General features: G+C 64.8%; 24 protein-coding genes and 1 tRNA gene. 16 read left to right on the top strand and 9 right to left on the bottom strand.

Going from position 1 to position 24,082, the window contains the following annotated elements; translation table 11 throughout:
- Positions 1-2: 2 nt before the first annotated feature.
- Positions 3-644, bottom strand: a complete 642-nt coding sequence (locus BGP00_RS20870) for a sigma-70 family RNA polymerase sigma factor (RefSeq protein WP_168604145.1) — start codon at positions 642-644, stop codon at positions 3-5.
- Between the two features lie 224 nt (positions 645-868).
- Here BGP00_RS20870 and BGP00_RS20865 point away from each other — a divergent pair, with 224 nt between their 5' ends.
- The 4 genes from BGP00_RS20865 (at position 869) to BGP00_RS20850 (ending at position 4,084) form a co-directional block, all read left to right on the top strand.
- Complete coding sequence (locus BGP00_RS20865) at positions 869-1,693, top strand: response regulator (RefSeq protein WP_168604144.1); 825 nt, start codon at positions 869-871, stop codon at positions 1,691-1,693.
- Between the two features lie 66 nt (positions 1,694-1,759).
- The gene (locus tag BGP00_RS20860; protein ID WP_168604143.1) at positions 1,760-1,933 is read left to right on the top strand and encodes a NepR family anti-sigma factor; all 174 of its coding nucleotides are present in this window, start codon (positions 1,760-1,762) and stop codon (positions 1,931-1,933) included.
- Between the two features lie 97 nt (positions 1,934-2,030).
- Entirely contained in the window at positions 2,031-2,183 is a 153-nt protein-coding gene (locus BGP00_RS20855; protein ID WP_168604142.1) for a lmo0937 family membrane protein, read from the top strand.
- 128 nt (positions 2,184-2,311) lie between these two features.
- On the top strand, positions 2,312-4,084 hold the full coding sequence (locus BGP00_RS20850; protein ID WP_292688694.1) for an SLC13 family permease: 1,773 nt from the start codon (positions 2,312-2,314) through the stop codon (positions 4,082-4,084).
- Positions 4,085-4,140: 56 nt separating this feature from the next.
- On the opposite strand, the gene BGP00_RS20845 is transcribed toward BGP00_RS20850, so the two are convergent.
- Complete coding sequence (locus tag BGP00_RS20845) at positions 4,141-4,392, bottom strand: GlsB/YeaQ/YmgE family stress response membrane protein (protein ID WP_168604140.1); 252 nt, start codon at positions 4,390-4,392, stop codon at positions 4,141-4,143.
- A gap of 57 nt (positions 4,393-4,449) precedes the next feature.
- Here BGP00_RS20845 and BGP00_RS20840 point away from each other — a divergent pair, with 57 nt between their 5' ends.
- Together BGP00_RS20840 and BGP00_RS20835 are read left to right on the top strand one after the other, a co-directional pair.
- Positions 4,450-4,605 carry a hypothetical protein gene (locus BGP00_RS20840; RefSeq protein WP_168604139.1) on the top strand — a complete coding sequence of 52 codons (156 nt, stop codon included), beginning with the start codon at positions 4,450-4,452 and terminating at the stop codon, positions 4,603-4,605.
- Positions 4,602-5,714 (top strand): OmpA family protein, encoded by a 1,113-nt coding sequence (locus BGP00_RS20835; protein WP_292688691.1) that lies wholly within the window; start codon positions 4,602-4,604, stop codon positions 5,712-5,714. Before BGP00_RS20840 ends, BGP00_RS20835 begins: the two co-directional genes overlap by 4 nt.
- Before the next feature lie 84 nt (positions 5,715-5,798).
- Here BGP00_RS20835 and BGP00_RS20830 read toward each other — a convergent pair whose 3' ends face one another.
- Positions 5,799-6,275 (bottom strand): CHAT domain-containing protein, encoded by a 477-nt coding sequence (locus BGP00_RS20830; protein WP_292921021.1) that lies wholly within the window; start codon positions 6,273-6,275, stop codon positions 5,799-5,801.
- Between BGP00_RS20830 and BGP00_RS20825 the strand changes: the two genes are divergently transcribed.
- Positions 6,250-6,687 (top strand): hypothetical protein, encoded by a 438-nt coding sequence (locus BGP00_RS20825; protein WP_292921023.1) that lies wholly within the window; start codon positions 6,250-6,252, stop codon positions 6,685-6,687. The genes BGP00_RS20830 and BGP00_RS20825 overlap by 26 nt on opposite strands.
- 21 nt (positions 6,688-6,708) lie before the next feature.
- Here the strand turns inward: BGP00_RS20825 and BGP00_RS20820 are convergent.
- Positions 6,709-6,799: transfer RNA gene (locus BGP00_RS20820), tRNA-Ser, on the bottom strand.
- A gap of 76 nt (positions 6,800-6,875) precedes the next feature.
- Here BGP00_RS20820 and BGP00_RS20815 point away from each other — a divergent pair.
- The 7 genes from BGP00_RS20815 (at position 6,876) to BGP00_RS20785 (ending at position 16,886) form a co-directional block, all read left to right on the top strand.
- Positions 6,876-7,817 carry a peptidylprolyl isomerase gene (locus tag BGP00_RS20815; protein ID WP_292688685.1) on the top strand — a complete coding sequence of 314 codons (942 nt, stop codon included), beginning with the start codon at positions 6,876-6,878 and terminating at the stop codon, positions 7,815-7,817.
- A 263-nt stretch (positions 7,818-8,080) separates the two neighbouring features.
- Positions 8,081-9,520 carry a glucose-6-phosphate dehydrogenase gene (gene zwf, locus BGP00_RS20810; protein WP_168605672.1) on the top strand — a complete coding sequence of 480 codons (1,440 nt, stop codon included), beginning with the start codon at positions 8,081-8,083 and terminating at the stop codon, positions 9,518-9,520.
- 25 nt (positions 9,521-9,545) lie between these two features.
- Positions 9,546-11,360 (top strand): phosphogluconate dehydratase, encoded by a 1,815-nt coding sequence (edd, locus tag BGP00_RS20805; RefSeq protein WP_292688683.1) that lies wholly within the window; start codon positions 9,546-9,548, stop codon positions 11,358-11,360.
- Between the two features lie 29 nt (positions 11,361-11,389).
- Complete coding sequence (locus BGP00_RS20800) at positions 11,390-12,358, top strand: glucokinase (protein WP_292688681.1); 969 nt, start codon at positions 11,390-11,392, stop codon at positions 12,356-12,358.
- Complete coding sequence (locus BGP00_RS20795; protein ID WP_168605657.1) at positions 12,358-12,993, top strand: bifunctional 4-hydroxy-2-oxoglutarate aldolase/2-dehydro-3-deoxy-phosphogluconate aldolase; 636 nt, start codon at positions 12,358-12,360, stop codon at positions 12,991-12,993. Before BGP00_RS20800 ends, BGP00_RS20795 begins: the two co-directional genes overlap by 1 nt.
- Positions 12,994-13,201: 208 nt before the next feature.
- Positions 13,202-15,970 carry a phosphoenolpyruvate carboxylase gene (locus tag BGP00_RS20790; protein WP_292688677.1) on the top strand — a complete coding sequence of 923 codons (2,769 nt, stop codon included), beginning with the start codon at positions 13,202-13,204 and terminating at the stop codon, positions 15,968-15,970.
- Between the two features lie 130 nt (positions 15,971-16,100).
- Entirely contained in the window at positions 16,101-16,886 is a 786-nt protein-coding gene (locus BGP00_RS20785) for a L,D-transpeptidase family protein (RefSeq protein ID WP_292688675.1), read from the top strand.
- Here the strand turns inward: BGP00_RS20785 and tilS are convergent.
- From tilS to BGP00_RS20760, 5 genes are all read right to left on the bottom strand, one after another.
- The gene (tilS, locus tag BGP00_RS20780) at positions 16,883-17,836 is read right to left on the bottom strand and encodes a tRNA lysidine(34) synthetase TilS (protein ID WP_292688674.1); all 954 of its coding nucleotides are present in this window, start codon (positions 17,834-17,836) and stop codon (positions 16,883-16,885) included. The two genes, BGP00_RS20785 and tilS, sit on opposite strands and share 4 nt — an antisense overlap.
- A complete protein-coding gene (locus BGP00_RS20775) occupies positions 17,827-18,795 on the bottom strand; it encodes a hypothetical protein (protein WP_292688672.1) in 969 nt (322 codons plus the stop codon). The genes tilS and BGP00_RS20775 overlap by 10 nt, the downstream gene beginning before the upstream one ends.
- Positions 18,796-18,903: 108 nt before the next feature.
- Positions 18,904-19,890 (bottom strand): helix-turn-helix domain-containing protein, encoded by a 987-nt coding sequence (locus tag BGP00_RS20770; RefSeq protein ID WP_292688670.1) that lies wholly within the window; start codon positions 19,888-19,890, stop codon positions 18,904-18,906.
- A gap of 160 nt (positions 19,891-20,050) precedes the next feature.
- Positions 20,051-22,354 carry a phosphoenolpyruvate--protein phosphotransferase gene (ptsP, locus tag BGP00_RS20765; RefSeq protein ID WP_292688668.1) on the bottom strand — a complete coding sequence of 768 codons (2,304 nt, stop codon included), beginning with the start codon at positions 22,352-22,354 and terminating at the stop codon, positions 20,051-20,053.
- A 245-nt stretch (positions 22,355-22,599) separates the two neighbouring features.
- Positions 22,600-22,755 carry a DUF465 domain-containing protein gene (locus tag BGP00_RS20760; RefSeq protein WP_168605653.1) on the bottom strand — a complete coding sequence of 52 codons (156 nt, stop codon included), beginning with the start codon at positions 22,753-22,755 and terminating at the stop codon, positions 22,600-22,602.
- A gap of 438 nt (positions 22,756-23,193) precedes the next feature.
- On the opposite strand from BGP00_RS20760, the gene BGP00_RS20755 reads away from it, so the two are divergent.
- Both BGP00_RS20755 and BGP00_RS20750 read left to right on the top strand, forming a co-directional pair.
- Positions 23,194-23,391 (top strand): DUF465 domain-containing protein, encoded by a 198-nt coding sequence (locus BGP00_RS20755; protein ID WP_168605652.1) that lies wholly within the window; start codon positions 23,194-23,196, stop codon positions 23,389-23,391.
- A gap of 190 nt (positions 23,392-23,581) precedes the next feature.
- Positions 23,582-24,043: a DUF1465 family protein gene (locus tag BGP00_RS20750; protein WP_168605651.1), complete on the top strand. Its 462-nt coding sequence runs from the start codon at positions 23,582-23,584 to the stop codon at positions 24,041-24,043.
- The last annotated feature ends 39 nt before the right edge of the window (positions 24,044-24,082 follow it).

The following is a 24,082-nucleotide window of genomic DNA, read 5'->3' as shown; positions in this document are numbered from 1 at the left end:
GATCAGGCCACCAGCCGCATGGTCAGGTGCGGGGGCGCAATTTGCCGAAATTGGCTGATAAAAGCTTCCAGCACCTCCCCTTCCAGGACGAAGTTATGGCGGAAATCAGGCAGCACGCCGCCCTCCAGCACCGCCGAGAGCGCGGCGCGTGCCCGCGCGATCCGGCTCTTGACCGTACCAACGGCCACGCCGCAGATTTCGGCGATTTCCTCATAGCTGACCGAACCGACCGCCATCAGGATCAGCACCTCGCGCTGGGCATCGGGCAAGGTCTGGAGCGCGCGCAGCACGTCGGTGGCCTCCATCTGGCTTTCCTGATCGCCCGGCGTGTTCAGCACAGTCTCGGCCACGCCTTCATCATAATCGCCGACAAAGCGTTCGCGGCGCAACTGGCCGAAATAGTGGTGGCGCAGGATCGTGAAGGTCCATGCCCGGAAACTGGTGCCCGCCGCATAGCGGTCACGCGCGGCCCAGGCCTTCATCAGCGTTTCCTGCGCCAGATCATCGGCCCGGTCGCGGTTGCCGCAAAGCGTGCGGGCAAAGGCGCGCAAATGCGGGATAGCCGCGGTCAGTTCCTTGTGAAACTCGGCATCGCTCAGCGGGGCGCCGGACGCGACAGCCTTATGATCGGATCTCTCGGTCATGCGAAATTTCCTTTTTAGGTCCTCGCAAGGGCTAACGTCCCGATCAGGTGAAGGTTCCATTCCGGCGGCCTTCCGAGAAATTCAGTTTTTCCTTTTATTTATCAGATCATTAGAGCAGTAACCCAACCTTCTGTGAAAAATTTTTCGGATTTTGCACGACCAATGGAACCCGCCGCGCGCTGAGCTGTTTGACACGCAGGCCCCTACTCGCTGCGAGGAAATCCATGACTTTGATCACTGAGCGCGCCGGTTCCGTCCACAAGGCAGTTCACGATTCCCGCGACCTTGCCGCCTCGCTGCCTTTCCTGCGCCGCTATGCGCGTTCGGTCACCGGGCGTCAGGCCAGCGGGGACGCCATCGTTCGCGCCACACTGGAGGCTTCCTTGCAGGACCCTGCGCTGCTGGCGGAAATCAACAGCGGGGCGGTGGGCCTGTTTCGCGCCTTTACGAAGGTGTGGACCACCAGCGATGCCGGTTTCGCGCGCGGGGCGGACAGTTTCGCCGCCGAAACCGCATCCCAGATCGCGCGCGTCCCCAGCTTTCCCCGCCAGGCGCTGCTGCTCAACCAGCTGGAGGACTTCTCCATCGCCCAGACCGGCGAGATTCTGGGGGTGAGCGAGGAAGAGGCCGAACAGCTCGTTCATCAGGCTATTGCCGATCTGGCGCTTGACCGTCCGGTCGATGTGCTGATCATCGAGGATGAGCCGCTGATCGCCAGCCATCTGGAAGATATCGTGGCCGATGCCGGGCACCGTGTCATCGGCAATGCCACCACCGCCACCGAGGCGGGCGTGATCTTTGCCGAAAAGCGCCCCGGCTTGGTGCTCAGCGACATGCAGTTGGCCGATGGCAGCTCGGGCGCCGATGCGGTGGACGCGATCCTGCGCATCGGCGATGTGCCGGTGATCTTCATCACCGCCTTCCCCGAATTGCTGCTGACGGGCGAGCGGCCGGAACCGGCCTTTCTGATCGGCAAACCGTTTCGCGATGAAACCGTGCGGGCCGCGATCAGTCAGGCGCTGTTTTTCGGATCGCATGTTGAAAAATGATCGCCGATGCGCTGTCATCGGCGCCTTCGGTATGCGATATTGCGACGCATGGAATGGGACAAGCCCGTGAAAGAAGCTCCACCAACCAATGCCCTTGGGGCAAAAACCGACCCTGAACGTCCCCCCACCCCGGCGTGGAGCGAGGATATTCGCGCCTATTATCACGCCGCCGCCGAAGAGCCGGTGCCGCAGGATTTTGCCGAACTGATGGCGCAAATCGCCAAACAGATCGGCAAATAACCTTCGTCAAAAATCATGGAACCTCCGTTCCTTCCGGGCATTTCTGTTTTATAGTCGCCTGTTGCGGCCATGGAAATAGAAATAAAGGAGGAACCCCATGCTGCTTTTTCTTGCCATTATTTTGGTTGTCGCATGGATCGGTGGATTTGCCGTCTTTCACGTCGCGGGATCACTGATTCATCTTCTGCTGGTTTTTGCCATTGCCTCCTTCATCTTCCACCTGATCACGGGACGATCATCGATCCGTTGAGGCGAAAATCCGACGATCCGAGTTATAGGCCGGGACAGAGCCGAACCTATCGTGCATTATGCGCTTGTGAGATATAACAAGCCCCTGTCGCCGCGATTCCCGTCACGCCTGCATTTGGCTTTGCGCCCATGACCTATGCTCAAGGCCTCTCTTTTGCGCTGTTGTTCGGCGCCATTGCGATGTTTGTGTGGGGGCGGTTTCGTTATGATCTGGTGGCGCTGGTCGTGCTGGTCATTGCGATGGCCACAGGCGATGTCCCGGTCAAACAGGCCTTTACCGGCTTTACCAGCGATGTGGTCATCATTGTCGGCTCGGCGCTGGTGGTCAGCGCGGCGATCGCCCGATCGGGGGTGATCGAATGGGCGGTGGGACCATGGCTGGAACGGCTGCGCACCGCGCGGGTTCAGGTGCCGGTGCTGGCGGGCACCACCGCGCTGCTTTCGATGCTGACCAAGAACGTCGGGGCGCTGGCGATCCTGATGCCGGTGGCGCTGCGCATGAGCCGCAAGACCGGCACATCGCCCGCCAGCCTGCTGATGCCCATGGCCTTCATGTCGTTGCTGGGCGGGCTGGTCACGCTGGTCGGCACATCCACCAACATCATCGTCAGCCAGATCCGGCAACAGGAATTGGGCCGCCCGTTTGCCCTGTTCGATTTTGCCCCGGTCGGTCTGGTGCTGACGGCGCTCGGCCTGCTGACGGTCAGCGTGGCCTGGCGCCTGCTGCCCGCCAAGCGGCAGGGCGCGGCCAGCCTCGATACCGCATCGGCCCAGACGCGCTATGCCACAGAGGCGCGGATCACCACCGAACTGGCGCAGAGCGGCGTCACGATCGCCAGCCTGCGCCTGAGCGATGACGGGGTGACATTGCGGCGGCTGATCGGCCCGGACGGGGCGGCGCGCCCTGCCTTGCCCGATGCCGCGCTTCAGGCCGACAGTTGCCTCCTGCTGGAGGGGCAGGACGAGGCGCTCGACCGCCTGTTCGCCCGCGTGCCGCTGATGCATGGACGCGAAACCCGGCAGCCCAGCAAATCGGAACCCGGCGAGGAAATGCGCAGCATCGAGGCGGTGGTGCAGGAGCATTCGCTGCTGGTGGGCCAGACCGCGCAGGAGGTCGGGTTGAATGACCGTTTCGGCGTCCGCCTGATGGGCATCGGCCGCAGCCAGGAGCGGATCACCGAAAGGCTGGACGAAACCGCCCTGCGCGCCGGCGATGTGCTGGTGCTGCGCGCGGGCGAAAGGGCGCTTCCCGCGATCCTGACCGACCTCGACCTGCTGCCGCTGTTTGAACGCCATGTGAAACTGGGCGACCGGCGGCAAAGGTTCCTGCCGATCCTCGTTCTGGCGGGGGCCATGCTGATGGTGGCTTTCGGGGTGGCGCCGGTGGCAGGGGCCTTTTTCGGCGCGGCGGTGATGATGATGGTGGTGGGCGCGCTCTCCCCGCGCGAGGCCTATGGCGCGCTGGAGCCCGAGGTGCTGGTGCTGCTGGGGGCGCTGACGCCGATCAGCGAGGCGGTGCATCACAGCGGCGGCACCGAGATCATCGCCCAGGTGATGACCGGCCTGCTGGACGGCGTGGCGCCGATTCTGGCCTTGGGGCTGATGATGGTGGCGGCGATGGCCTGCTCGCCCTTTTTGCACAATGCGCCCACGGTGCTGTTGCTGGGGCCGGTGGCGGTGGGGGTGGCGCGCGGGCTGCATCTCAATCCCGACGCTTTCCTGATGGCGGTAGCCACGGGCGCGGGATCAGACTTCCTGACGCCTGTGGGCCATCAATGCAACACGCTGGTGATGGGGCCGGGGGGCTATCGCTTTGGCGATTACTGGCGGCTGGGCCTGCCCCTGTCGGTCATGGTGATTGTCGCGGGCACGCTGGCCATTGATGTCTTCTGGCCATTATAGACGGGCGCGCAGGGGGCTGCGCGCCCGTTGAGAATTGCCCGCATGGTTTCAACGTTTCAGCGCAAGGAACCGCGTCGAAACAGGTTGACGATGCCCAGCAGCACGATGGCGCCCACCAGCGAGACCGAAAAGCTGCCGATCGTCAGCGGGCTGTTGTTGATATCGCCATGGGCAAAGAGCAGGCCGCCGATAAAGGCGCCCACCACACCGATGACGATATTGCCGAACAGGCCCATGCTTTCGCCCATGATCATGCCCGCGACCGCCCCGACCAGCGCGCCGATCAGAAGCCATAAGAGAATGCTCATCATTACTCTCCTTGATTGACTGATACCCCATCAATGGCGGCCGGGGCGGGATGTTCCATGGCGAAATGCGCCATCGATGTGCTGCGCCCGCAAAAAGACGTAATTTTGCTGCGGGGCCATGCAACCTTCTCTCGTCTCGATTCTTTCATCGTCGAAACGCAGGCACCACTCGCCAATGACAAGCCCGCGGGTCGAAAGGAAGGAAAACCATGAGAAATCTGATTATTGCGGCCGCGATGGCCTCTTCCGCGCTGGCCACCACCGCTTATGCCGAAACCGGGCCCTATGTCACGGTCGAAGCCGGCGCAGTGCAGCATGAGCGCGTCGATATCCGCGACGGCAGCGGCAATTTTCAGCGCAACAACAGGGCCAAGGTAGGCTGGCAGGCGGGCGGCGCGCTCGGCTATGACTTTGGCAATTTCCGCCTTGAAGCCGAAGGTTTCTACGACAAATCGGCGCTCAGGAGCGAATATCGACCCAACGGCACGCCGCTGCCCAATGGCTATTACAACAATGGCAATGGCTTTTACGGCCATACCGAAACCGTCGCGGGCATGGCCAATGCGCTCTTCAGCGTTGGCAAATGGGGCATGTTCAAGGCCTATGCAGGCGCGGGCGCGGGTTATGCCCGTGTGAATGTCTGGTCCAGCAATGGCGCCGCCGGGGGCCTGCGCGGCCATGACGAGGGCTTTGCCTGGCAGGCCTTGGCAGGCGTTACCGCCCCGCTCAGCAAGAATGTCGACCTGGGCATAAAATATCGCTATTTCCGCCCCGATGGCGCCACCAATTTCGCCGATAGCAACGGTTTCCAGCAATATGCCAAGCTGCGCAGCCACTCCGTGCTGGCCACGCTGACCTACAACTTTGGCCGCGCGGCCGAGCCTGCCCCCGAGCCCGCTCCGCCGCCGCCGCCGCCGCCCGAGCCTGCTCCGCCACCGCCGCCTCCGCCACCCCCGCCCCCCGCTCCGGTCTGCAACAAGGGGCCCTATATCGTGTTCTTCGATTGGAATAAGTCGGACATCACGAGCGAAGCGGCCGGTATTCTCGACAGCGCGATCCAGGCCTATGGCAATTGCACCTCGGTGCCGGTGATGGTGGCCGGCTACACCGACAGTTCTGGCTCGCCCAAGTACAACCTTGGCCTGTCTGAACGCCGTGCCGAATCGGTCAAATCCTATTTGACCAGCCATGGCATCGGCAGCGCCTCGATCACCACACAGGGTCTTGGCGAAGCGAACCAGCGCGTGCCCACCGCCGACGGTGTGCGCGAACTGCAGAACCGCCGCGTGGAAATCACCTATGGGCCGGGCGCGGGCAACTGAGCCCACGCATCGCGCGCAACGAAAGGGCCGGAGCAATCCGGCCCTTTTTTGCATGAAGGCGTTGATGGAAGCGGGGTGTTCCCCTTACCGCATCGCCACCTGTGTCGGCGTCAGCATCGACTTGGCCCCGTCGCCCACCAGAAAATAGGCGCCCCAGTAATAGGGGTGGGAAAAGCGGCGGGTGTCGATCATCTGGTCCTGCGCGGTCTTGATCGCGTCGGCCATGGTGGCGCTGCGCCCGGTGCGATAGAAAGTGGACATCAGATCGTCGGTCTGGGTCAGCACCGGCACGGCCCAGAACGTGGCCATGACCGTGCGCGCGCCCGCCGCGATAAACGAACGCACCAGCCCGTCGAGCGCGGGCGAGGCGCTTTCCAGCCCCGCCTTGAGCGCGGTCTGAACGCTGGTGCCCGCCGCCGTGTCGCAGGCCGAGAGCACCACCAGATTGGCGTCCAGCTCCAGCTTGGCCACCTCGTCAAAGGACAACATGCCATCGGACAGGACCTGTCCTGTGGGCGTGATTGACGAGAAATTCGTGCGCAAATTCAGCCGCAGCTTCATCTATGCGGGCACGGCCATGCGGTCCGGCGGCCGGATGGGCGTGCCTGCCGAAACCGAAAAGCTGGACAAGCAGCGCCCCCATGTTCACGATCTTCTGCTGAAAGCCTATGGCGACGATGGCTATCGCCATGCCCAGGCCGCCGACCTCTACCGCATCGCGCCGCGCGGACACAACCGGCTGGTCAAGGTGTTCACCATCGTGCGCCATATCGATGGGATGGAGCCTGCCACGCAATATCCGGTGGGCGGCGCCCATCTGCAATGGACGCTGATCAAGCCGAGGGATTTCATCTGCGGCGCCTTTGTGGACGGCGACGGATTGGCCAAAACCCCCTCTTTCACGGTGTCGATCGCGCCGGGCGCACCGCAAGCCAATTTCTTCCGGCTGGAGCGCTATCTCGAGCAGTTGTGAGGGGGGCGGAAAGCACCCAAATGGCGGAGCGGGAGGGATTCGAACCCTCGATACGCTTTTGACGTATACTCACTTTCCAGGCGAGCGCCTTCGACCACTCGGCCACCGCTCCGCATTGCTCTGGAAGGCAGGCCCCTAGCGATGAAACGCGGCTTGCGCAAGAGAGGGCGCGCAGGCAGATTGCCCTGATGCGCAAAAAGATTGTTCTGTCCGCCGCCTTTGCCCTTTCCGCCGCCCAGATGGCCATGGCGGCCGCGCCAGAAAAACCCGCACCGGAAAAACCCAAAACCCGCCCCAGCGCCGAGATCATCAAGGCCGCCCCGGCCAGTGATTGGCGCGAGATCGACCCTGCCGACCTGCTGGTGATGGTGCTGGCCCCGGATGGCAACGGCAAAACGCGGCAGGTGATCATCCAGCTTTTGCCTGCACCCATCAGTCAGGGCTGGATCGGCAATATGCGCAAGCTGGCCGCCGCGCATTGGTGGGACAATGGTGCTGTCTATCGGGTTCAGGACAATTGGGTCGCGCAATTTGGCGATCCCGATGAGGATACGCCGCAAGCCAAACCCCTGCCGCCCGGCTTGGCCAAAGTACCCGAGAGCGACTATTTGCTGCGCGCATTTGCTGCGCCCGAATATATCAATCCGGGCCACGATGCCTATGCGCCGCATACGGGCATCGACATGGGCTTCCCCATGGCTTTTGACGACAATCATGTCTGGCCCGTCCATTGCTATGGCTCGGTGGGCGTGGGGCGCAACAATTCGCCCGATACGGGCATGGGGGCCGAACTCTATGCGGTGATCGGCACGCCCCCGCGCCAGCTCGACCGCAACATTGCCGTGGTGGGGCGAGTGATCGAGGGGATCGAGCATCTCTCCTCCCTGCCCCGCGCGCCGGGCAACGGCATGTATAATGACAAGGCAAAGAACACGCCGATCCTCTCGATCCGGCTGGGCAATGACCTGCCGCCTGCCGATCGGCCGCATTTCGAATATCTCTCCAGCGCCAGCGCATCATTTCGCGATTATGTGAACGCGCGGGTCAACCGGCATGACGATTTCATCATCTATTCGCCCGGAGCCGCCGACATCTGCAACATCCCGATTCCCGTCCGCCGCCGGGGGTGACGGGCGGGCACAACAGGCGGGGATGAGCCGCCTCGCGCCCTTGCACGGCGCATGGCGAAAACCTATTCATACCGCAAATTCGTATTCAAACCCTAGGATTTCCGCGCCATTCCCGGGCGATGAACTGGCGCAAACCCCATCAGGGCGCTAGATCACCCAGGCAAATGGGCCACCGCCAAGGCGGCCCTGTGAACCATGGCGCGGAAGCACTCCAACCCAAGGAGAAAGCCGTGACAGTCGTGACACCCGAGGGGACTCCATCGATGAGCTTTACCGCCGACAAGCTGCTGCTGTTTGGCGCCACCGGCGATCTTTCGCAGCGCATGCTGCTGCCCTCGCTGTGCGCGCTTCATGCCGATGCTCTGGTGCCGGAAAAGCTGGGCATCATCGGCACGGCCCGCTCCGACCTCGATGACGATGGCTTCCGCAATTTTGCCGCCGATGCGCTGGGCAAGTTCCTGCCCGATTATCGCAAGAGCGCGATCCCCGGCTTTCTCCAGCGGCTGACCTATCAGGCGCTCGACGCGAACCAGACCGCGCAATTTGCCGATCTGGCCGCCAAGGTCGGCCCGCGTCAGGATGGTCTGGCGATCTTCCTGTCCACCGCGCCCAGCCTGTTCGAACCCACCATTGCGGGCCTTCAGGCCAGCGGACTTGCCGACGAGACCAGCCGCATCGGCCTGGAAAAGCCGCTGGGCACGGATCTGGACACCAGCCGCCACATCAATGACGCGGTGGCCTCGGCCTTTCCCGAAGACCGCATTTTCCGCATCGACCACTATCTGGGCAAGGAAACCGTCCAGAATCTGATGGCGCTGCGCTTTGCCAACATTCTTTTCGAGCCCATCTGGAACTCACACTATATCGAGCACGTTCAGATCACCGTGGCGGAAACGGTTGGCCTTGAAGGGCGCGTGGGCTTTTACGACGGCGCGGGCGCGCTGCGCGATATGGTGCAGAACCATATGCTGCAACTGCTCGCCCTTGTCGCGATGGAGCCGCCCAGCCGGTTTGACCCGGCCGCGATCCGGGGCGAAAAGACCAAGGTCCTGCGTAGCTTGCGCACCGTTGCTGCGGGCGACACCGTGACCGGCCAGTATCGCGCGGGCGCGATCAACGGCGCTTCGGTGCCCGGCTATGCCGATGAATTGGGCCAGCCTTCGGCCACAGAGACTTTCGTGGCGATCAAGGCGCATATCGACAACTGGCGCTGGAAGGGCGTGCCCTTCTATCTGCGCACCGGCAAGCGTCTGCCCAAGCGGACCACCGAGATCGTGGTCCAGTTCCGCCCTGTGCCCCATTCGATGTTTGCCCAGCGCGGCGCGATTGCCCAGCCCAACCGGCTGGTCATCGGCATCCAGCCGGAGGAAAACATCACCTTCACCACCAATGCCAAGGTGCCGGGTCTGGATCGCGGAGGCTTGCGCCTGCGCGAAGTGCCGCTCGACATCAGCATGGAAGACGCCTTTGCCGGCCCGACCAAGCGCATTGCCTATGAGCGCCTGCTGCTCGACCTGATCGAGGGCGACCAGACGCTGTTCGTCCGCCGCGACGAGGTGGAGGCGCAATGGGCCTGGATCGACGGCGTGCGCAAGGTGTGGACCGACAATGGCATCACGCCCAACCCCTATGGCGCAGGAAGCTGGGGGCCGACCGCCGCCATCGCCCTTGCCGCCAAGGATGGCGTGGCGTGGCATGAATAAGCGGGCAGGAACAAGGAATAGTATCATGGCTGAACTGCACCCCACTATCGCCCGCGTGACGCAGCGCGTGATCGAGCGATCCAAGGCGACCCGCAGCGCCTATCTCGACCTGATGGCGCGCGAGAGTGATCGCCATGGGGACCGTTCGGCCTATGGCTGTTCCAACCTTGCCCATGCCTATGCGGGCGCAGTCGAGGACCAGAAGACGCTGGCCTTCACCCGCGCCCAGAACATCGGCATCGTCACGGCCTATAATGACATGCTATCGGCGCATCAGCCCTATGCGCGTTTTCCCGATGCGATGAAGATCTATGCCCGCGAAGTGGGCGCCACCGCGCAGGTTGCAGGCGGCGTTCCGGCCATGTGCGACGGCGTGACGCAGGGCATGGACGGGATGGAGCTCTCGCTCTTCTCGCGCGACACGATTGCGCTGTCCACCGCCGTTTCGCTCAGCCACGCCGTGTTTGACAGCACCGCGCTGCTGGGCATCTGCGACAAGATCGTGCCGGGTCTGGTGATCGGCGCGCTGCGCTTTGGTCATCTGCCCTCGATCTTCATCCCCAGTGGCCCGATGCCCAGCGGCATCGCCAACAAGGAAAAGCAGAAGACCCGCCAGCTTTACGCCGAGGGCAAGGTGGGCCGCGAAGAACTGCTCAAGAGCGAGATGGGTTCGTACCATTCGCCGGGCACCTGCACCTTCTATGGCACCGCCAATTCCAATCAGATGATGATGGAAATGATGGGCCTGCAACTGCCCGGCTCCAGCTTTGTGCCCCCCAACACCCCGCTGCGCAGCCAGTTGACCCGCGCCGCCGTCCATCGCCTGACGCAAATCAGCCGCAAGGGCGCCGATCCGCGCCCGATGGCGCAAGTGGTCGATGAAAAGGCGATCCTCAACGCCTGCATCGGCCTGCTGGCCACCGGGGGCAGCACCAATCACGCGATCCACCTGCCCGCAATGGCGCGGGCGGCGGGGGTCATCATCGACTGGGCGGATCTGGATGAACTGTCCAGCGTCGTGCCGCTGATCGCGCGCGTCTATCCCAATGGGTCGGGCGATGTGAACCATTTCCACGCGGCGGGCGGCATGGGCTATGTCATCCGCGAATTGCTGGGCGCCGGGCTGTGCCATGGCGATATCCTGACCGTGGCCGAGGGCGGGTTTGCCGCTTATGCCACCGAGCCTTATCTCGAGGGCGATGCGCTGGCCTTCCGCCCGGCGCCTGAGGTCAGCCACGATCCGGCGATGCTCTCGACCGTGGCCCAGCCGTTCCAGCCCGATGGGGGCATGCGTCTGGTGCAGGGCAATCTGGGCCGCGCGACCTTCAAGTCCTCGGCGGTGGAAAAGGAGCGCTGGACCATCGAGGCCCCCGCGCTGGTGTTCAACAGCCAGGAAGACGTGCAGGCCGCCTTCAAGGCGGGCGAGCTGGAGCGTGACTGCGTGGTGGTCGTGCGTTTCCAGGGGCCACGCGCCAATGGCATGCCCGAACTGCACAAGCTGACCCCGCCGCTGGGCGTGCTTCAGGACAAGGGCTTCAAGGTGGCGCTGGTCACCGACGGGCGCATGTCGGGCGCCTCCGGCAAAGTTCCCGCCGCCATCCACGTCACGCCCGAAGCCCTTGCGGGCGGCGCGCTGGCGCTGGTGCAGAACGGCGACATCATCCGCGTCTGCGCGCAATCCGGCACGCTGGAGGTGAAGGCTGATCTGTCGGGCCGCACGCCTGCTGCGGCGCCTGTGGCCGCGATGGGCGTGGGGCGCGAATTGTTCGCCATGTTCCGCGCCGGGGCCGATGGCGCCGAAAAGGGCGGCTCGGCCATGCTGGCACTCGCAGGTCTTTGACGCTAAAGGCCTGACGACGGAGGGGATTCATGGAACTCGTTACGGTAGATATCGGCGGCACCCACGCGCGTTTCACCATTGCCACACTTGGCGATGATGGCGCGATCGTGCTGGGCGAACCGGCCACGCTGAAAACCAATGAACATGCCAGCTTTGAAACGGCATGGGAGCATTTCGCGCAGATCTCGGGCCGCGCCCTGCCCCGCGCTGTTGCGCTGGCGGTGGCGGGGCCGGTGGGTGGCGAACTGATCCGCTTTACCAACAACCCGTGGGTGATCCTGCCCGATCAGTTGCCCGAGCGTTTGGGCGTGGACAAAGTCACCATCGTCAATGACTTTGGCGCGGTGGGCCACGCCGTGGCGCGCGCGGGCGATGAATATTTCCAGCATCTGACCGGGCCGGATGTCGCGCTGCCCGCCAGCGGCACGATCACCATCGTCGGCCCCGGCACCGGGCTTGGCGTGGCGCATGTCTGGCGCGATGGTAACGGCTTCTATCATGTTCAGGCAACCGAAGGCGGCCATCTCGATTTCGCCCCGCTCGATGCGGTGGAGGACGCGATTCTGGCCCGCCTGCGCCAGCGTCATCGCCGCGTTTCGGTTGAGCGCGTGGTGTCGGGCCCGGCCATCGTCGATATTTACGAAACGCTGGCCGCGCTAGAGCAGCGCCCCGTGCTGCATACCGACGACCGCACGATCTGGACCAGGGGCACTGCGGGAGAGGACACGCTGATGGCGGCGGCCATCGACCGTTTCTGCCTCTCGCTGGGTTCGGCGGCGGGAGATCTGGCGCTGGCGCAGGGCGGGTCGGCCGTGGTCATCGCGGGCGGGCTTGGCCTGCGCATCAAGGACACGATCCTGTCCTCCGGCTTTGCCGACCGTTTCCGCGCCAAGGGCCGCTTTGAAAGCCTGATGGCCAGCCTGCCGGTCAAGCTGATTACCCATCCCCAACCGGGCCTGCTCGGCGCGGCCGCCGCGTTTCAGAAGGAACATGCATGATGAGCGAAACACCTACCCCCGCCTCCGCCCGGATCGACGCCATCATGCGCACCGCGCCGGTGATCCCGGTGCTGGTGATCGACCGGCTTGAAGATGCGCTGCCGCTGGCCGAGGCGCTGGTCGCCGGTGGCCTCAAGGTGCTTGAAGTCACGCTGCGCACCGAGTGTGCATTGGACGCCATCAAGGTGATGAAGCAGGTTCCCGGCGCGATTGTCGGCGCAGGCACGGTGCTGAACCCCGACGATCTGGCGCGCGCGATTGACGCGGGCAGCGAATTCATCGTCTCGCCGGGCCTCACCCCGCGTCTGGGCGAAGCGGCCGTTGCGGCGGGCATCCCGTTCCTGCCGGGCACGGCCAATGCGGCTGACATCATGCTGGGCATGGATCTGGGCCTCAACCGCTTCAAGTTCTTCCCCGCCGAAGCCAGCGGCGGCGTCAGCGCTCTGAAGGCCATTGCAGGCCCGTTCGGCTCGGCCCGCTTCTGCCCCACCGGCGGCATCACGCTGGCCACGGCCCCCAACTATCTCGCCCTGCCGCAGGTGCTCTGCGTCGGCGGAAGCTGGATGGTGGGCAAGGGCGCCGATGCGGCGGCCATTACGGCCGCTGCCGGCGCGGCGGCGGCTCTGAAAGCCTGAAACTGAATACCCTGCCCGCGCAAGCCATCGGCGCGGGCAGACATTTCCCTTCTTCCATTTGCCTTACCAAATTCGTCTGCGGCTTTGCAGTCCCCCTTCCCCTGTCCGGCGATCATGGCCATAGTCAGGGGCAAGACCATAAGGGCAGGAGAGGCAAAGCAGGCCGCCAGCACATGGGCCAGAGCGCCCGACGGGAGTGTCCATAAAGATGAGCCAGATTGCCGCCCTTTCGCAGCGTTTGCAGGATTTGCACGCGACGACCGAAGAAACCCCGCTGTTCAACCCGGTGTTTCAGCTCTCCCTCGAACTCTCGCGCCAGATTGAAAACGGCGAACTTGGCCTCGACAAGGTTGAGGCCATGGTGGCCGAGCTGGAATGCGAAGGGCTTCAGGCGCGCGCGCGGCGGCTGCATCGCCTTTTGGAGCCGGTCGAACCGGAGGCCAATCTGGCCCGCGTGAAAGGCCATGCCGAAACGGGCGATTTTGCCAGTTTTGCCACGCGCTGGGGCCGCCCCGCCGCGCATATCGTGTTCACCGCCCATCCCACCTTCCTGCTGAACAAGGCGCAGACCGCCACCGTGGCCCATGCGGCAAGCGAAGGGGATTTCGGCCCCGCTACCTGCGCGGCAACAGCGGCGCGCGACACGATCACGCTGGACACCGAGCATGACGCCGCGCTGGCCGCCATCGCGCGCGGGCATTCGGCTCGCGCCAAGGTCACCCAGACGCTGTTCAACACCGCCCGCGCCCGCTGGCCCCAGCAATGGCGCGCGCTGCGCCCGATGCCGATCCGCTTTGCCTCGTGGGTGGGCTATGACATGGACGGGCGGACGGACATCGGCTGGAACACCTGCATCCGCTATCGCCTGATGGAAAAGGCCCAGCGCCTGTCGGCCTATGCCGCCGATCTGGCCGAGGCCGCGCCCGATATCGCCACGCGCCTGCTGGCCGGTGCCGAGCGCGCCGAGGAAATGGCCGCGCTCTTTGCCCGCGACATGAAGGACCCCGCCACCCTGTCGGAGGCCGCGAACACGCTGACCGGGGATCATCCGGCCAAGCTGACCAGCCTGTCAGGCATCATTGCCGAGCTGGAGGCGCTGGCCGCCACGGCAAGTGATGATGTGGCAGAGGTCCTGCTGACCACGGTTGCCGCGATGCAGGCCGATGGTCTGGGCATGGGCTGGGTGCATTTCCGCGTGAACAGCAGCCAGCTTCAGAACGCGATCCGCCGCCGCATCGATCCCGATGGCCGCCTCGATCTGGCCAGTCAAGCAGCCCTGGTCAAGATGCGCGAACTGCTAGCCACGGCCAAGGTCCTGCGCACCAATTTCGCCGCGCTGGCGATTGAGAACAGCACCGCAATCCGCCTGTTCCTGACCATGGCGCAGATCCTCCACCATGTGGATGCCGACACGCCGATCCGCATGCTGGTGGCCGAATGCGAACAGCCCACCACGATGCTGGCCGCGCTCTATTTCGCCAAGCTGTTCGGGATCGAGGACAAGGTGGACGTCTCGCCCCTGTTCGAGACGGAGACGGCGCTGGAGCATGGCGGACGCTTCCTTGATGCGCTGCTGGCCGAACCGGCGTATCGCGCCTATGCGCGCGGTCGCGGGCGCGTATCGATCCAGACCGGCTTTTCCGATGCCGGGCGCTTCGTGGGCCAGATCCCCGCCGCGCTGGCCATCGAGCGCCTTCAGGGCCGCCTGGCCGAGGCGATGACCGCCAACCAGCTTTCGGACGTCTCCGCGCTGATCTTCAACACCCATGGCGAGAGCATGGGGCGCGGCGCACATCCCGCCTCGCTGGCCGATCGTCTGGCATGGCCGCTCTCGCCTTGGGCGCGGCGCCGTTTCGTGCGGGCGGGCATCCGTCTCGAACCGGAAGTCTCGTTTCAGGGCGGCGACGGCTATCTCTTCTTCGGCAGCGACGAACTGGCGCTGGCCACGCTCACGCGCTTTATCGAACTGGCGCCTGCCGAAACCGATCCCTATGCGCCGACCGACCCGTTCTATCGCCGCACGGACCTGTCCCTCGACTTTTATCGCGCGATCCGCCGGGTTCAGCAACAGCACCTGTCGAGCAGCACCTACAGCCGCGCGCTGACCGCCTTTGGCCTTGGCCTGCTGAACGACACCGGCAGCCGCAAGAGCCGTCGCCAGAGCGACGTTTCCTCCGACCGCACGATGTCGCTGCGCCAGATCCGCGCGATCCCGCATAATGCGGTGCTGCAACAGCTTGGCTATCCGGTGAACATCATCGCCGGGGCGGGCAGCGCGGCTGAGGGCAATTACGAGGAACTGGCCGCTTTGCTCCGCTCGTCGGAGCGCGGGCGTCAGATCGTGCGTCTGGTGCGCGCCGCCAATGCGCTGGCCAGCATCAAGACGCTGACGGCCTTTGGCGAGCTGTTCAACAGCGCCTATTGGGCCAGCCGCCCCTATCGCGGGCATGAAGAGCATATTGCGGATGGCTGCCTTGCGCTGGCCGAATATCTGACGGGGGATGACCGGGCGGGCGTGTTCCGCCGTCTCTCGACACGCCTGCGGGTCGATGCGCTCAAGCTCCACCGCCTGCTGGCGCTGATCCCGGACGAGGCGCCCCTGCCCGACCGCGAACATACGCGCCGCATGATCGGCGTGCTTCAGGCGCTGCGTCTCGCGCTGTTCCAGCATATGTTCCTGCGCGCGGTCATGGTGCCGCAATTCAGCCGCGCCAATGACATCGCGCGCGAAGATGTGCTGGAGATGGTCTTCACCCTGCGTATCGACGATGCGCTGGCCCAGCTTCGCCGCGCCTTCCCCACCAGCTTCCCCAGCCTGGACGATTTCCGGGTCGAGGAACCGGCCGATTATCCCGACGATGCCGCCCATGGCTATGGCGTCATCCGCCGCGATTATATCGAACCGATCGAGCGCGCCTATGGCCTTGCCCTGCGCATCGGCACGGCGATTGCCAATGAATTTGGCGCGCACGGGTAAAATGTGATCGAATGGGGCGGGCGTAAATCCGTCCCATTTCGATACAGGCTTCACAGACCTCTGGCGCGCAGGCACAAGGTAACGCATCTTTAACCATAGCGTTTAACCTTGCCTGCGAGTCTGCCAGACCATGCCTATCGGCACCCATCCCACCCCTGCGACCGGCGACCCGTTTCTGGCGGCGCGCGCGCTGATCATCATGGGCGGGCTGGGGCTGACGGTGCTGGCGGGCCTTGCGCTGATCGAGGCGGATGAGCGGGGCGGCACCGCCCATCTGCCCCGCGACGTTGTGATCGCCGCGCGCCCGCAACTGGCGCATCAGATCGCGCTTGGGGTCGATCCCTATGCCGGGGCGCAGGGCGTCAGTTTCGACACGCCTGCCACCACTATCGGTATGCGCAGCCCCGGCAAGGGCGGCGGCGTGATGCCCACCTCAACCCCGTCCCCCACCGACCGCCGCTTTGTCATCCGGCGCATCCTGCCGATTTCCGGACCGATCAAATATGGCCAATGGGCATGGGACGAGGATGGCGTGCCGCCCGGCCCGCTGGTCATCACCGTCGATCTGGAGGCGCGGGTGCTCTCGGTCTTCCGCAACGGGTTTGAAATCGGGGCCACCGCCGTCCTGCTGGGCACGCAGGAAAAGCCCACCCCCACCGGCACCTTTCCGATCAGCCAGAAGGACAAGGATCACGTCTCAAACCTTTATGACGCGCCCATGCCCTATATGATGCGGCTGACCGATGATGGCATTACGATCCACGCCACCAATGTGCGCAACGGTTTTGCCAGCCATGGCTGCATCGGCGTGCCGCTGGATTTCGCGCGCAAGGTATTTGGCGAGGCGCATATCGGCGACAAGGTTTACATCACGCGGGGCAAGCAGGTGGGGCTTGGAGATTCTCTCGTCGATTAAGCGCGGCGTTTCGGGGCCTTCATAAAGCTCCACACGCCGGGGCCGGGCCGGGCCACCACATCGCCGATCGACACCGGTTGCCGCGCCAGCAGACTGTCAAAGGCGCGGGCCACCGCATTGCCGCGCGGGGCATGGCCGTCGATCTCCTCGACGATCCGGGCGATAACGCGCATGGCAATCGCGCGCGGCGCAGCAGGGCGGTAATTCACCCCCAGCCCTTCGCGCACCACCCGCGCGCCATATTCCCGATCCGCCGCCCAATCGAGCGCGGCATCGGCATCGGCCAGATTTTCCGCGCAGCGCGCCCATGCCCCCACATCCAGCCAATCCGCCCCCGCCAGCGCCTGACGCACGCGCACCCGGTCAAAGGCAGTGTTGCGGTTGGACGGATCATCGGCGGCCACCAGCCCGGCATCGGCCACCACAGCGGCCAAATCCGCCCGCCGCCAGCCCAGCACCGGGCGGATCAGCAAATGCTCGCTCTCGGGCACCCAGCCCCGCTCGCGCACCCCGGCAAGGCCCGCCACCCCGCTGGCGCGGTTCAAGCGCATCACCAGCGTCTCGGCCTGATCGTCGGCATGATGGGCCGTGGCCAGCGCCGCCACCCCCTCACGCGCCATCCAGTCGGCCAGAGCGGCATAGCGCGCCGTGCGGGCCTCGGATTGCACATTGCCCGGTTCGACCGATACCCGGAGCGTTTCATGCGGCACGCCCAGATCGCGGCAGACCGCCGCCACTTGCGCCGCCTCCGCCGCGCTTTCCGCGCGCAGCCCATGGTCGACCGTGGCCGCGCAGACCGCGCCGGGCCGCGCCGCCGCCGCGAGCAGCAGCAGTCCAAGCGAATCCGGCCCGCCGGACACCGCGATCCCCAGCTTCAAGCTCGGATCGCGCGCGCCCTCGGGCCAGATCTGCGCCAGACTTTGTGCGAAACGGTCGGCGGTCAGTTGCACTTCACCTTGGCACGAATGCCGTCATAGGCCGACTTCAATCGCCCGGCGGCATCGGCCGGATAGCCATCGGCAAATTCGCCCAGAGCGATACAGGCACGGTTGATGTCCTTGAGCTCGATCATCGCCTCGGACAGATAGAGCAGGCTGTCGGACGCGCGGGCGCCCTTCTTATCGGCCTGATAGTTCTGGAGGAACCACGGGGCCGCATCGCGCGGCTTGCCATCATCCAGATAGGCGCGACCCAGCAGGTTGCGCGCATAGCTCACGCGCTTGTGCTTGGGATACTGGTCCAGATAGAGCTTCAACTGCTGCTGCGCCTCGGGGAAGAACTTGGCCTCCCACAGCTTGTAGCCATAGGTATAATCATCCTCCGCCGGGTCGCCGGTGGCGGGCTTGGCAATCGCCTTGACCGCCGTGACGCGGCTGGCGGGCGCAGGTGCGGGCTTGACCACCGGCGCTGCAACCGGCGCCGGGACGGGCGCGGGCTTGACCACCGGGCGCGGCGCGGGGGCCGCATCGCCCACGGCGGGCGGGGCCGGTTCAGGCGCGGTCACACCCTGTTCCACCGGCGCATTGGCCGCCGCGCGCGCTGTGTCGAGCTGGCGCACATGGTTCGACAATTCCTCGACCTGCGCGGTCAGGCGGGCGTTCTGCGCCTCCACAGCGCTCAGCCGCGCAAGGATATCGGTCAGCGCCGTATTGGCGGGCGGCGCGGCAGGCACCTCGGCCGCTGCGGCCGGGGCCGCGCCGGGGGCCGGATTGGCCGCCTGCTGGCCGAACAGCTTGGTATCGCCGCCGGGGAACACCTGCCGTTGCAAGGCGCGGACCTCGGCCTCCAGCTTGCGCATGCGGATTTCGCCTGCCGTGCCTTCCTGTGCCTGCGCCGGGATGGCGCTGCCTGTCCAGAGCAGCGCTGCCAGCGCCACGCCAGCCAGCCTGATCCGCTGCTTATACATCATCTTTCTTCAACTCCCACGGCGCGCCCGATCACGGGCGGCCCAGATCATCGGTTGTTCCATGCCCCAAACGCACAGTGCCGCAAGCAACCCCCTGCTGTCGAGTGGGGGTTAAGGCGTAACGGTGGATGGGGTGGCGGGTGCGGCAGGCGCATCAGCCGTTGGTGCGGGCCGGGGGCGCGGGAAATGGCGCAACGGGCGCGGGGCCGCAACGGGCGACGGAACCGCAACGGGCGCATTGGCCGCGCCGGGGATCGGCTCGGCCGGCGGCGTTGCCGCTGGCGCAGGCTTTCCGCGCTCCAGCAAAGCCTTGGCCGAGATCGGCACATTCCGGACAATCTCGGGGACCTTGCTGATCGGCGGCACGTCCTGACCACCCACGGTGATCGCCAGCTTGTCAGGGCGGCCGGTCCATACGGTCGGCCCTTGGGCATCCTCGGGCACCGTATAGGTTTCGCCCATCGCCAGCACCTTTTGCACCAATTGCTTGCCGCCCGCGTCCGAGACCTTGATCCACAGCTTATCCATCTGCGCGGTCAGCACGACAGGGCCGGTGGGCGCGGCGGAGGCTTCTTCGCTGGGCGCCTCGCTGGGCGCGGCCGATGCGGTCTGGCTGGGCACGGCGCTGGGCACTTCATCGGGGATCAGCGAGGGCAGGCTGTCGGTCGCGCTGGAATTGTTCTGCCACCAGATGAAGCCGCCGATGGCGACCACCAGCAGCACGAAACCGGCCATCCAGGCAAAGCGCGAGGAAGGCACGCGCGCCGGATCGCCCGGCGCAAAGGCGGGCGAGGCAGGCGCTTCGGGTTCGGGGGCGGCGCGCGAATAATCGCGGCCCATCGCATCGACCATCGCGGCCGGGTCCAGCCCGACGCTCTTGGCAAAGGTGCGGGTAAAGCCGAAAACATAGGTGCGGCCAGGCAGAGCGGCAAAATCGCCGGTTTCCAGCGCGCCCAGATGACGTTCGGAAATCTTGGTCCGGGCCGACAGTTCCGCCAGTGTCAGCCCCGCCGCCTCACGCGCGGCGGCCAGCCGCTGGCCCGCGGTGGCGGGCTGGCCGCTGGTTGGAGAAGCGAATTCTGACTCATCTGCGCTCATGGCGATACCGAAATCCTTTGCGGCCCGCGCCGGACACAACGCTGGAAGCTCTGGAAAGTCAACAGGCTTGACAGGTCCTTGCGCCGGTTAACAGGCATATTGCGCTCGATTACGCAAAGATATCGATGCGCCGGTCCGTAACAACCTGTTAATTCGCCCTTCAGTCTCCGATCAGGCCCCGCTGGGCCGCCCATGCGGTCATTTCCTCGCGCAGACTGGCGGGCGGGTTGGCCAGCCACCCCTCCATCGCCGCGCTGATTTCGGCCAGATTGACCCGGCGGACCATATCCTTGATCGGCGCCACGCCCGCCGGCGTGATCGACAGCCGCCGGATGCCGATGCCCAGCAAGGCCAGCGCCTCCAACTGGCGCCCGCCCATTTCGCCGCAGACCGTCATCGGCACATTCTGCGCATGGCCCGCCGCCGCGATGCGGCGGACAAAGCGCAGGATCGCAGGAGAAAGCCAGTCATAGCGCTCGGCCAGTTTTGGATTGGACCGGTCAGCGGCAAAGAGGAACTGCGTCAGGTCATTCGTGCCGATCGAGAGGAACGACAGGCGCGGCAGCAACAGATCCAGCACCTCGGCCAGCGCGGGCACTTCGAGCATCGCGCCATATTTGACCGCCTCGGGCGGGGTCTTGCCCAGCTTGCGCAGATGGGCAAGCTGTCCCTCGAACACCGCCTTGGCCGCGTCAAATTCCCACGGTTCGGAAATCATCGGGAACATCACCTGAAGCACCCGCCCCGCCGAAGCTTCGAGCAGCGCGCGGGCCTGGACCTTGAGCAGGGTATCGCGTTCGAGGGCAAGGCGCAGCGCGCGCCAGCCCATCGCCGGGTTCTCCTCCTCGCCATCCTCGTCATGGCGCAGATAAGGCAGGCTCTTGTCGCCGCCGATATCGACCGTGCGGAACACCACCGGCTTGTTGCCCGCCGATTCCAGCACTTCGCGATAAAGCCGCGTCTGGCGCTCGCGGTTGGGCAAAGTGGCTGAGACGAGGAACTGGAACTCTGTGCGATAGAGGCCCACGCCATCCGCGCCCGTCAGCTGCAGATTGGGCATATCCTCGCGCAGGCCCGCGTTGATGTTGACCGCAATGCGCTCGCCATCCAGCGTGATCGGCACCACATCGCGCAGCGCGGCATATTTGGCCTGCTTTTCGCGATTCTTGGCATAGCGCTCGTCAAAGCCGATCATCATGTCGCGCGTGGGCCGGGCAAAGGCCAGCGCCGAATCGGCATCGAGCAGGATCGGATCGCCCTCACGCACCTTGCCGCGCAAGCTCTTGACGCGGCCCAGCACCGGAATGCCCATCGCCCGCGCCACAATCACCACATGCGCGGTCAGCGAGCCTTCCTCAAGGATCACGCCCTTGAGCCTGCGCTTGTCATATTCGAGCAGTTCGGCCGGGCCAAGATTGCGCGCTATCAGGATCGCGTCCTGACGCAGGCCCGCGCTGGCCGCGGTGCCCAATTGGCCAGAGACGATGCGCAGCAGGCGGTTGGCCAGATCCTCCAGATCGTGCATCCGGTCGGCCAGCAAGGGATCGTCGATCTGGCGCATCCGCATACGGGTGCGCTGCTGGACGCGCTCGATGGCGGCCTCGGCGGTCAGGCCGCTGTCGATCGCCTCGTTGATGCGGCGGCTCCAGCCTTCGTCATAGGCGAACATGCGATAGGTTTCCAAAACCTCCTCATGCTCGCCCCCGCTGCCGAATTCGGCCTGAGACGCCATGCGGTCGATCTGTTCGCGCATTTTGTCAAAGGCGAGGTACACGCGCTGGCGCTCGGCCTCGGTGTCCTCGGCCACGATATGTTCGATGGTGATGCGCGGCTGGTGATAGACCGCCACGCCGCTGGCCAGCCCCTTGACCAGCGTGAGGCCGCGCAATTGTTCCGGCCCGGTATGGGCGGCGGCCAGACCTGCGGCTTCTTCCTCATCCACCAGATCGGCGTTGGCGATCAGTTCGGACAGGACCATGGCCACGGTCTGCAGCGCCTCGATCTCGACCTCTTCATAGCGGCGCGGATCGACATGCTGCACACAGACCACCCCCACGCAGCGTTCGCGCCGCACGATGGGCACGCCGGCAAAAGAGTGGAACTTGTCCTCGCCCGTTTCGGGGCGATACGAGAAATCGGGGTGCGCGGTCGCCTCGGCCAGATTGAGTGTTTCGGCGCGAGAGGCAATGGTGCCGACAAGCCCCTCGCCAATGGCCATGCGGGTGACGTGGACCGCCTCCTGCGCCAGGCCCCGCGTGGCGAAAAGTTCGAGCATCCCTTCGCGCAGCAGATAGATCGAGCAGACCTCGCTATCCAGACTGGCGCCGATGACCTCGACCACGGTGTTCAGTTTGGCCTGCGCATGGCTGCGCGAGGCCATGACCTCATGCAGGCGCGTCAGGATCGTGCGCGCGGCCGCCACCGCGCTGGAATTCGAGGTCGGGCCGAGAGGTGCAGTGGTCATGAAAGGGGGTTAGACCAAACATCCGCCTTTGCAAATGCGCCCACCCCTATTTTTGCGCTAACCCTGCCTTTTTGGGCCCTGTTCCATGCAAAAAGGCCGAAATATACAACGCAAAGGCCCGATCCGGCATCATGGGCCGGATCGGGCCGGGGTGATCTCGCAACGGTCGGGTTGTCAGCGTTCAGCCGGCAGGCCCTGCTTTACCGCCTGGGGCCTTGCCATTCCATGCTGCACGCAATGCTGCATCAATGATGCGCGATCTGGTCGCGGATCCGCAGCTTGTGGCGCTTGAGCGCCTGAAGCATGGCTGGGTCGGGATGGGGACTCTTGAGTTCTTCGGCAATCCGGCGTTCAAGACCGGCGTGCTTGTTGTGCAGGGCGTTGATGTGGGATGCTTCCATTTTGGACTCTCCTCCATAGGCCATAAAGCCATTGAAAGTGACCTCCTCGCCAGCGCGGCCCCCAACCGGCCCCATGCGAAGGTCCGACCGGGAAAACCGTGTGGTGGGCGGCCACAGGCTACCCCCCTATTAACGGACGGCTGCAGACGCCCGTCCGATCGGGGCATGACAGAACATGCCTCCTGCGGCCATGTCCGAATCGCGTCATTCCCGTCGATCAGATGCTCAAGGAAACACACTTTGCCCCGCTTGCGAAGCCCCGAATATGACAAATTTAGGTAAGCCGTGCAGGGCCGCGACAAAGCGCCCCTCAGCCTCGTTTACTTGCGCCCGACACTCATTTCATCGTGCCTGTTGCGCCCCCTCTTGCCCGTTGGTCGCGGCGCGATTAGAGCATGAGGAGAACTTGCGACACACCCTTGGCGGGAGCATATTTTGGTGACCGAAGAGGAAATGCGCAAAAAGCTGGAAGCGCTCCGCGTCGAGCATCGCGATCTGGATGCCGCGATCGATGCGCTGACTCTTTCGGGCGCGGGCGATCAACTGCAACTGGCCCGCCTCAAAAAGCGCAAGCTCAAGCTCAAGGACCAGATCTCGCTGATCGAGGACTACCTGATTCCCGACATCATTGCCTGAACCGGGCTCGCGCAAGGCGATTTCGGGTAATTTTGGCCGAACGGCGCGCGCATGAAAGGGCGCGCCGCCCTTGTGCGTGCCGTAACGGGGCCGCTTTAATGCCCAAAACCGGGAATGTCCCAAATCGGGATAAGGGTCAGTCCCTAATGGCATTGCAGCAAGTGCTAATATTTGATTAACCAATTTCACCATGAAGCACACAAGCAACATCAATCCCCGAATCGTCGAGGGTCTGTATTGCGAGGCCCTGGTCCTCTCGGACGAGGTGCGCGCCGCTTTCGACCTGTCGGGCCGTATCGAGGAAACCGGAACGCAGGAAGACGCCCCCCGCATTGCCCTGTCCTGCGAAGCTTTGCGCACGACGACGCGCATGATGCATGCCGTGGCCTGGTTGCTGAATCATCGCGCCTATTTCATGGGCGAATTGTCCGAATTCCAATTGCGCCGCTATGGCCGTCTGGCTCCCGATTTCCCGGCCGCCGATCCTGAAAGGCTGCTCCTGCTCAGCCCGCAGATCCGCAAGCTGATTGCCGCGACCGAGGAGTTTTACGCCCGCCTGCTGCGCATCGACCGGGGCTGGCGCGAGGTGGCCCCCGGCACGCCGCGCGCCATCGACCAGTTGCGCGCCCGGCTGGGCAGCGCGGTGGCCTGAGGCCCTCTCGACAGGGGGCGGGCAAAGCGGCATAGGCTG

The sequence above is a fragment of the Novosphingobium sp. 63-713 genome (assembly GCF_001898925.1).
Taxonomy (GTDB): Bacteria; Pseudomonadota; Alphaproteobacteria; order Sphingomonadales; family Sphingomonadaceae; genus Novosphingobium.
Note: the sequence above shows the minus strand (reverse complement) of the source record. Positions and strands in the feature narration are given on the sequence as shown.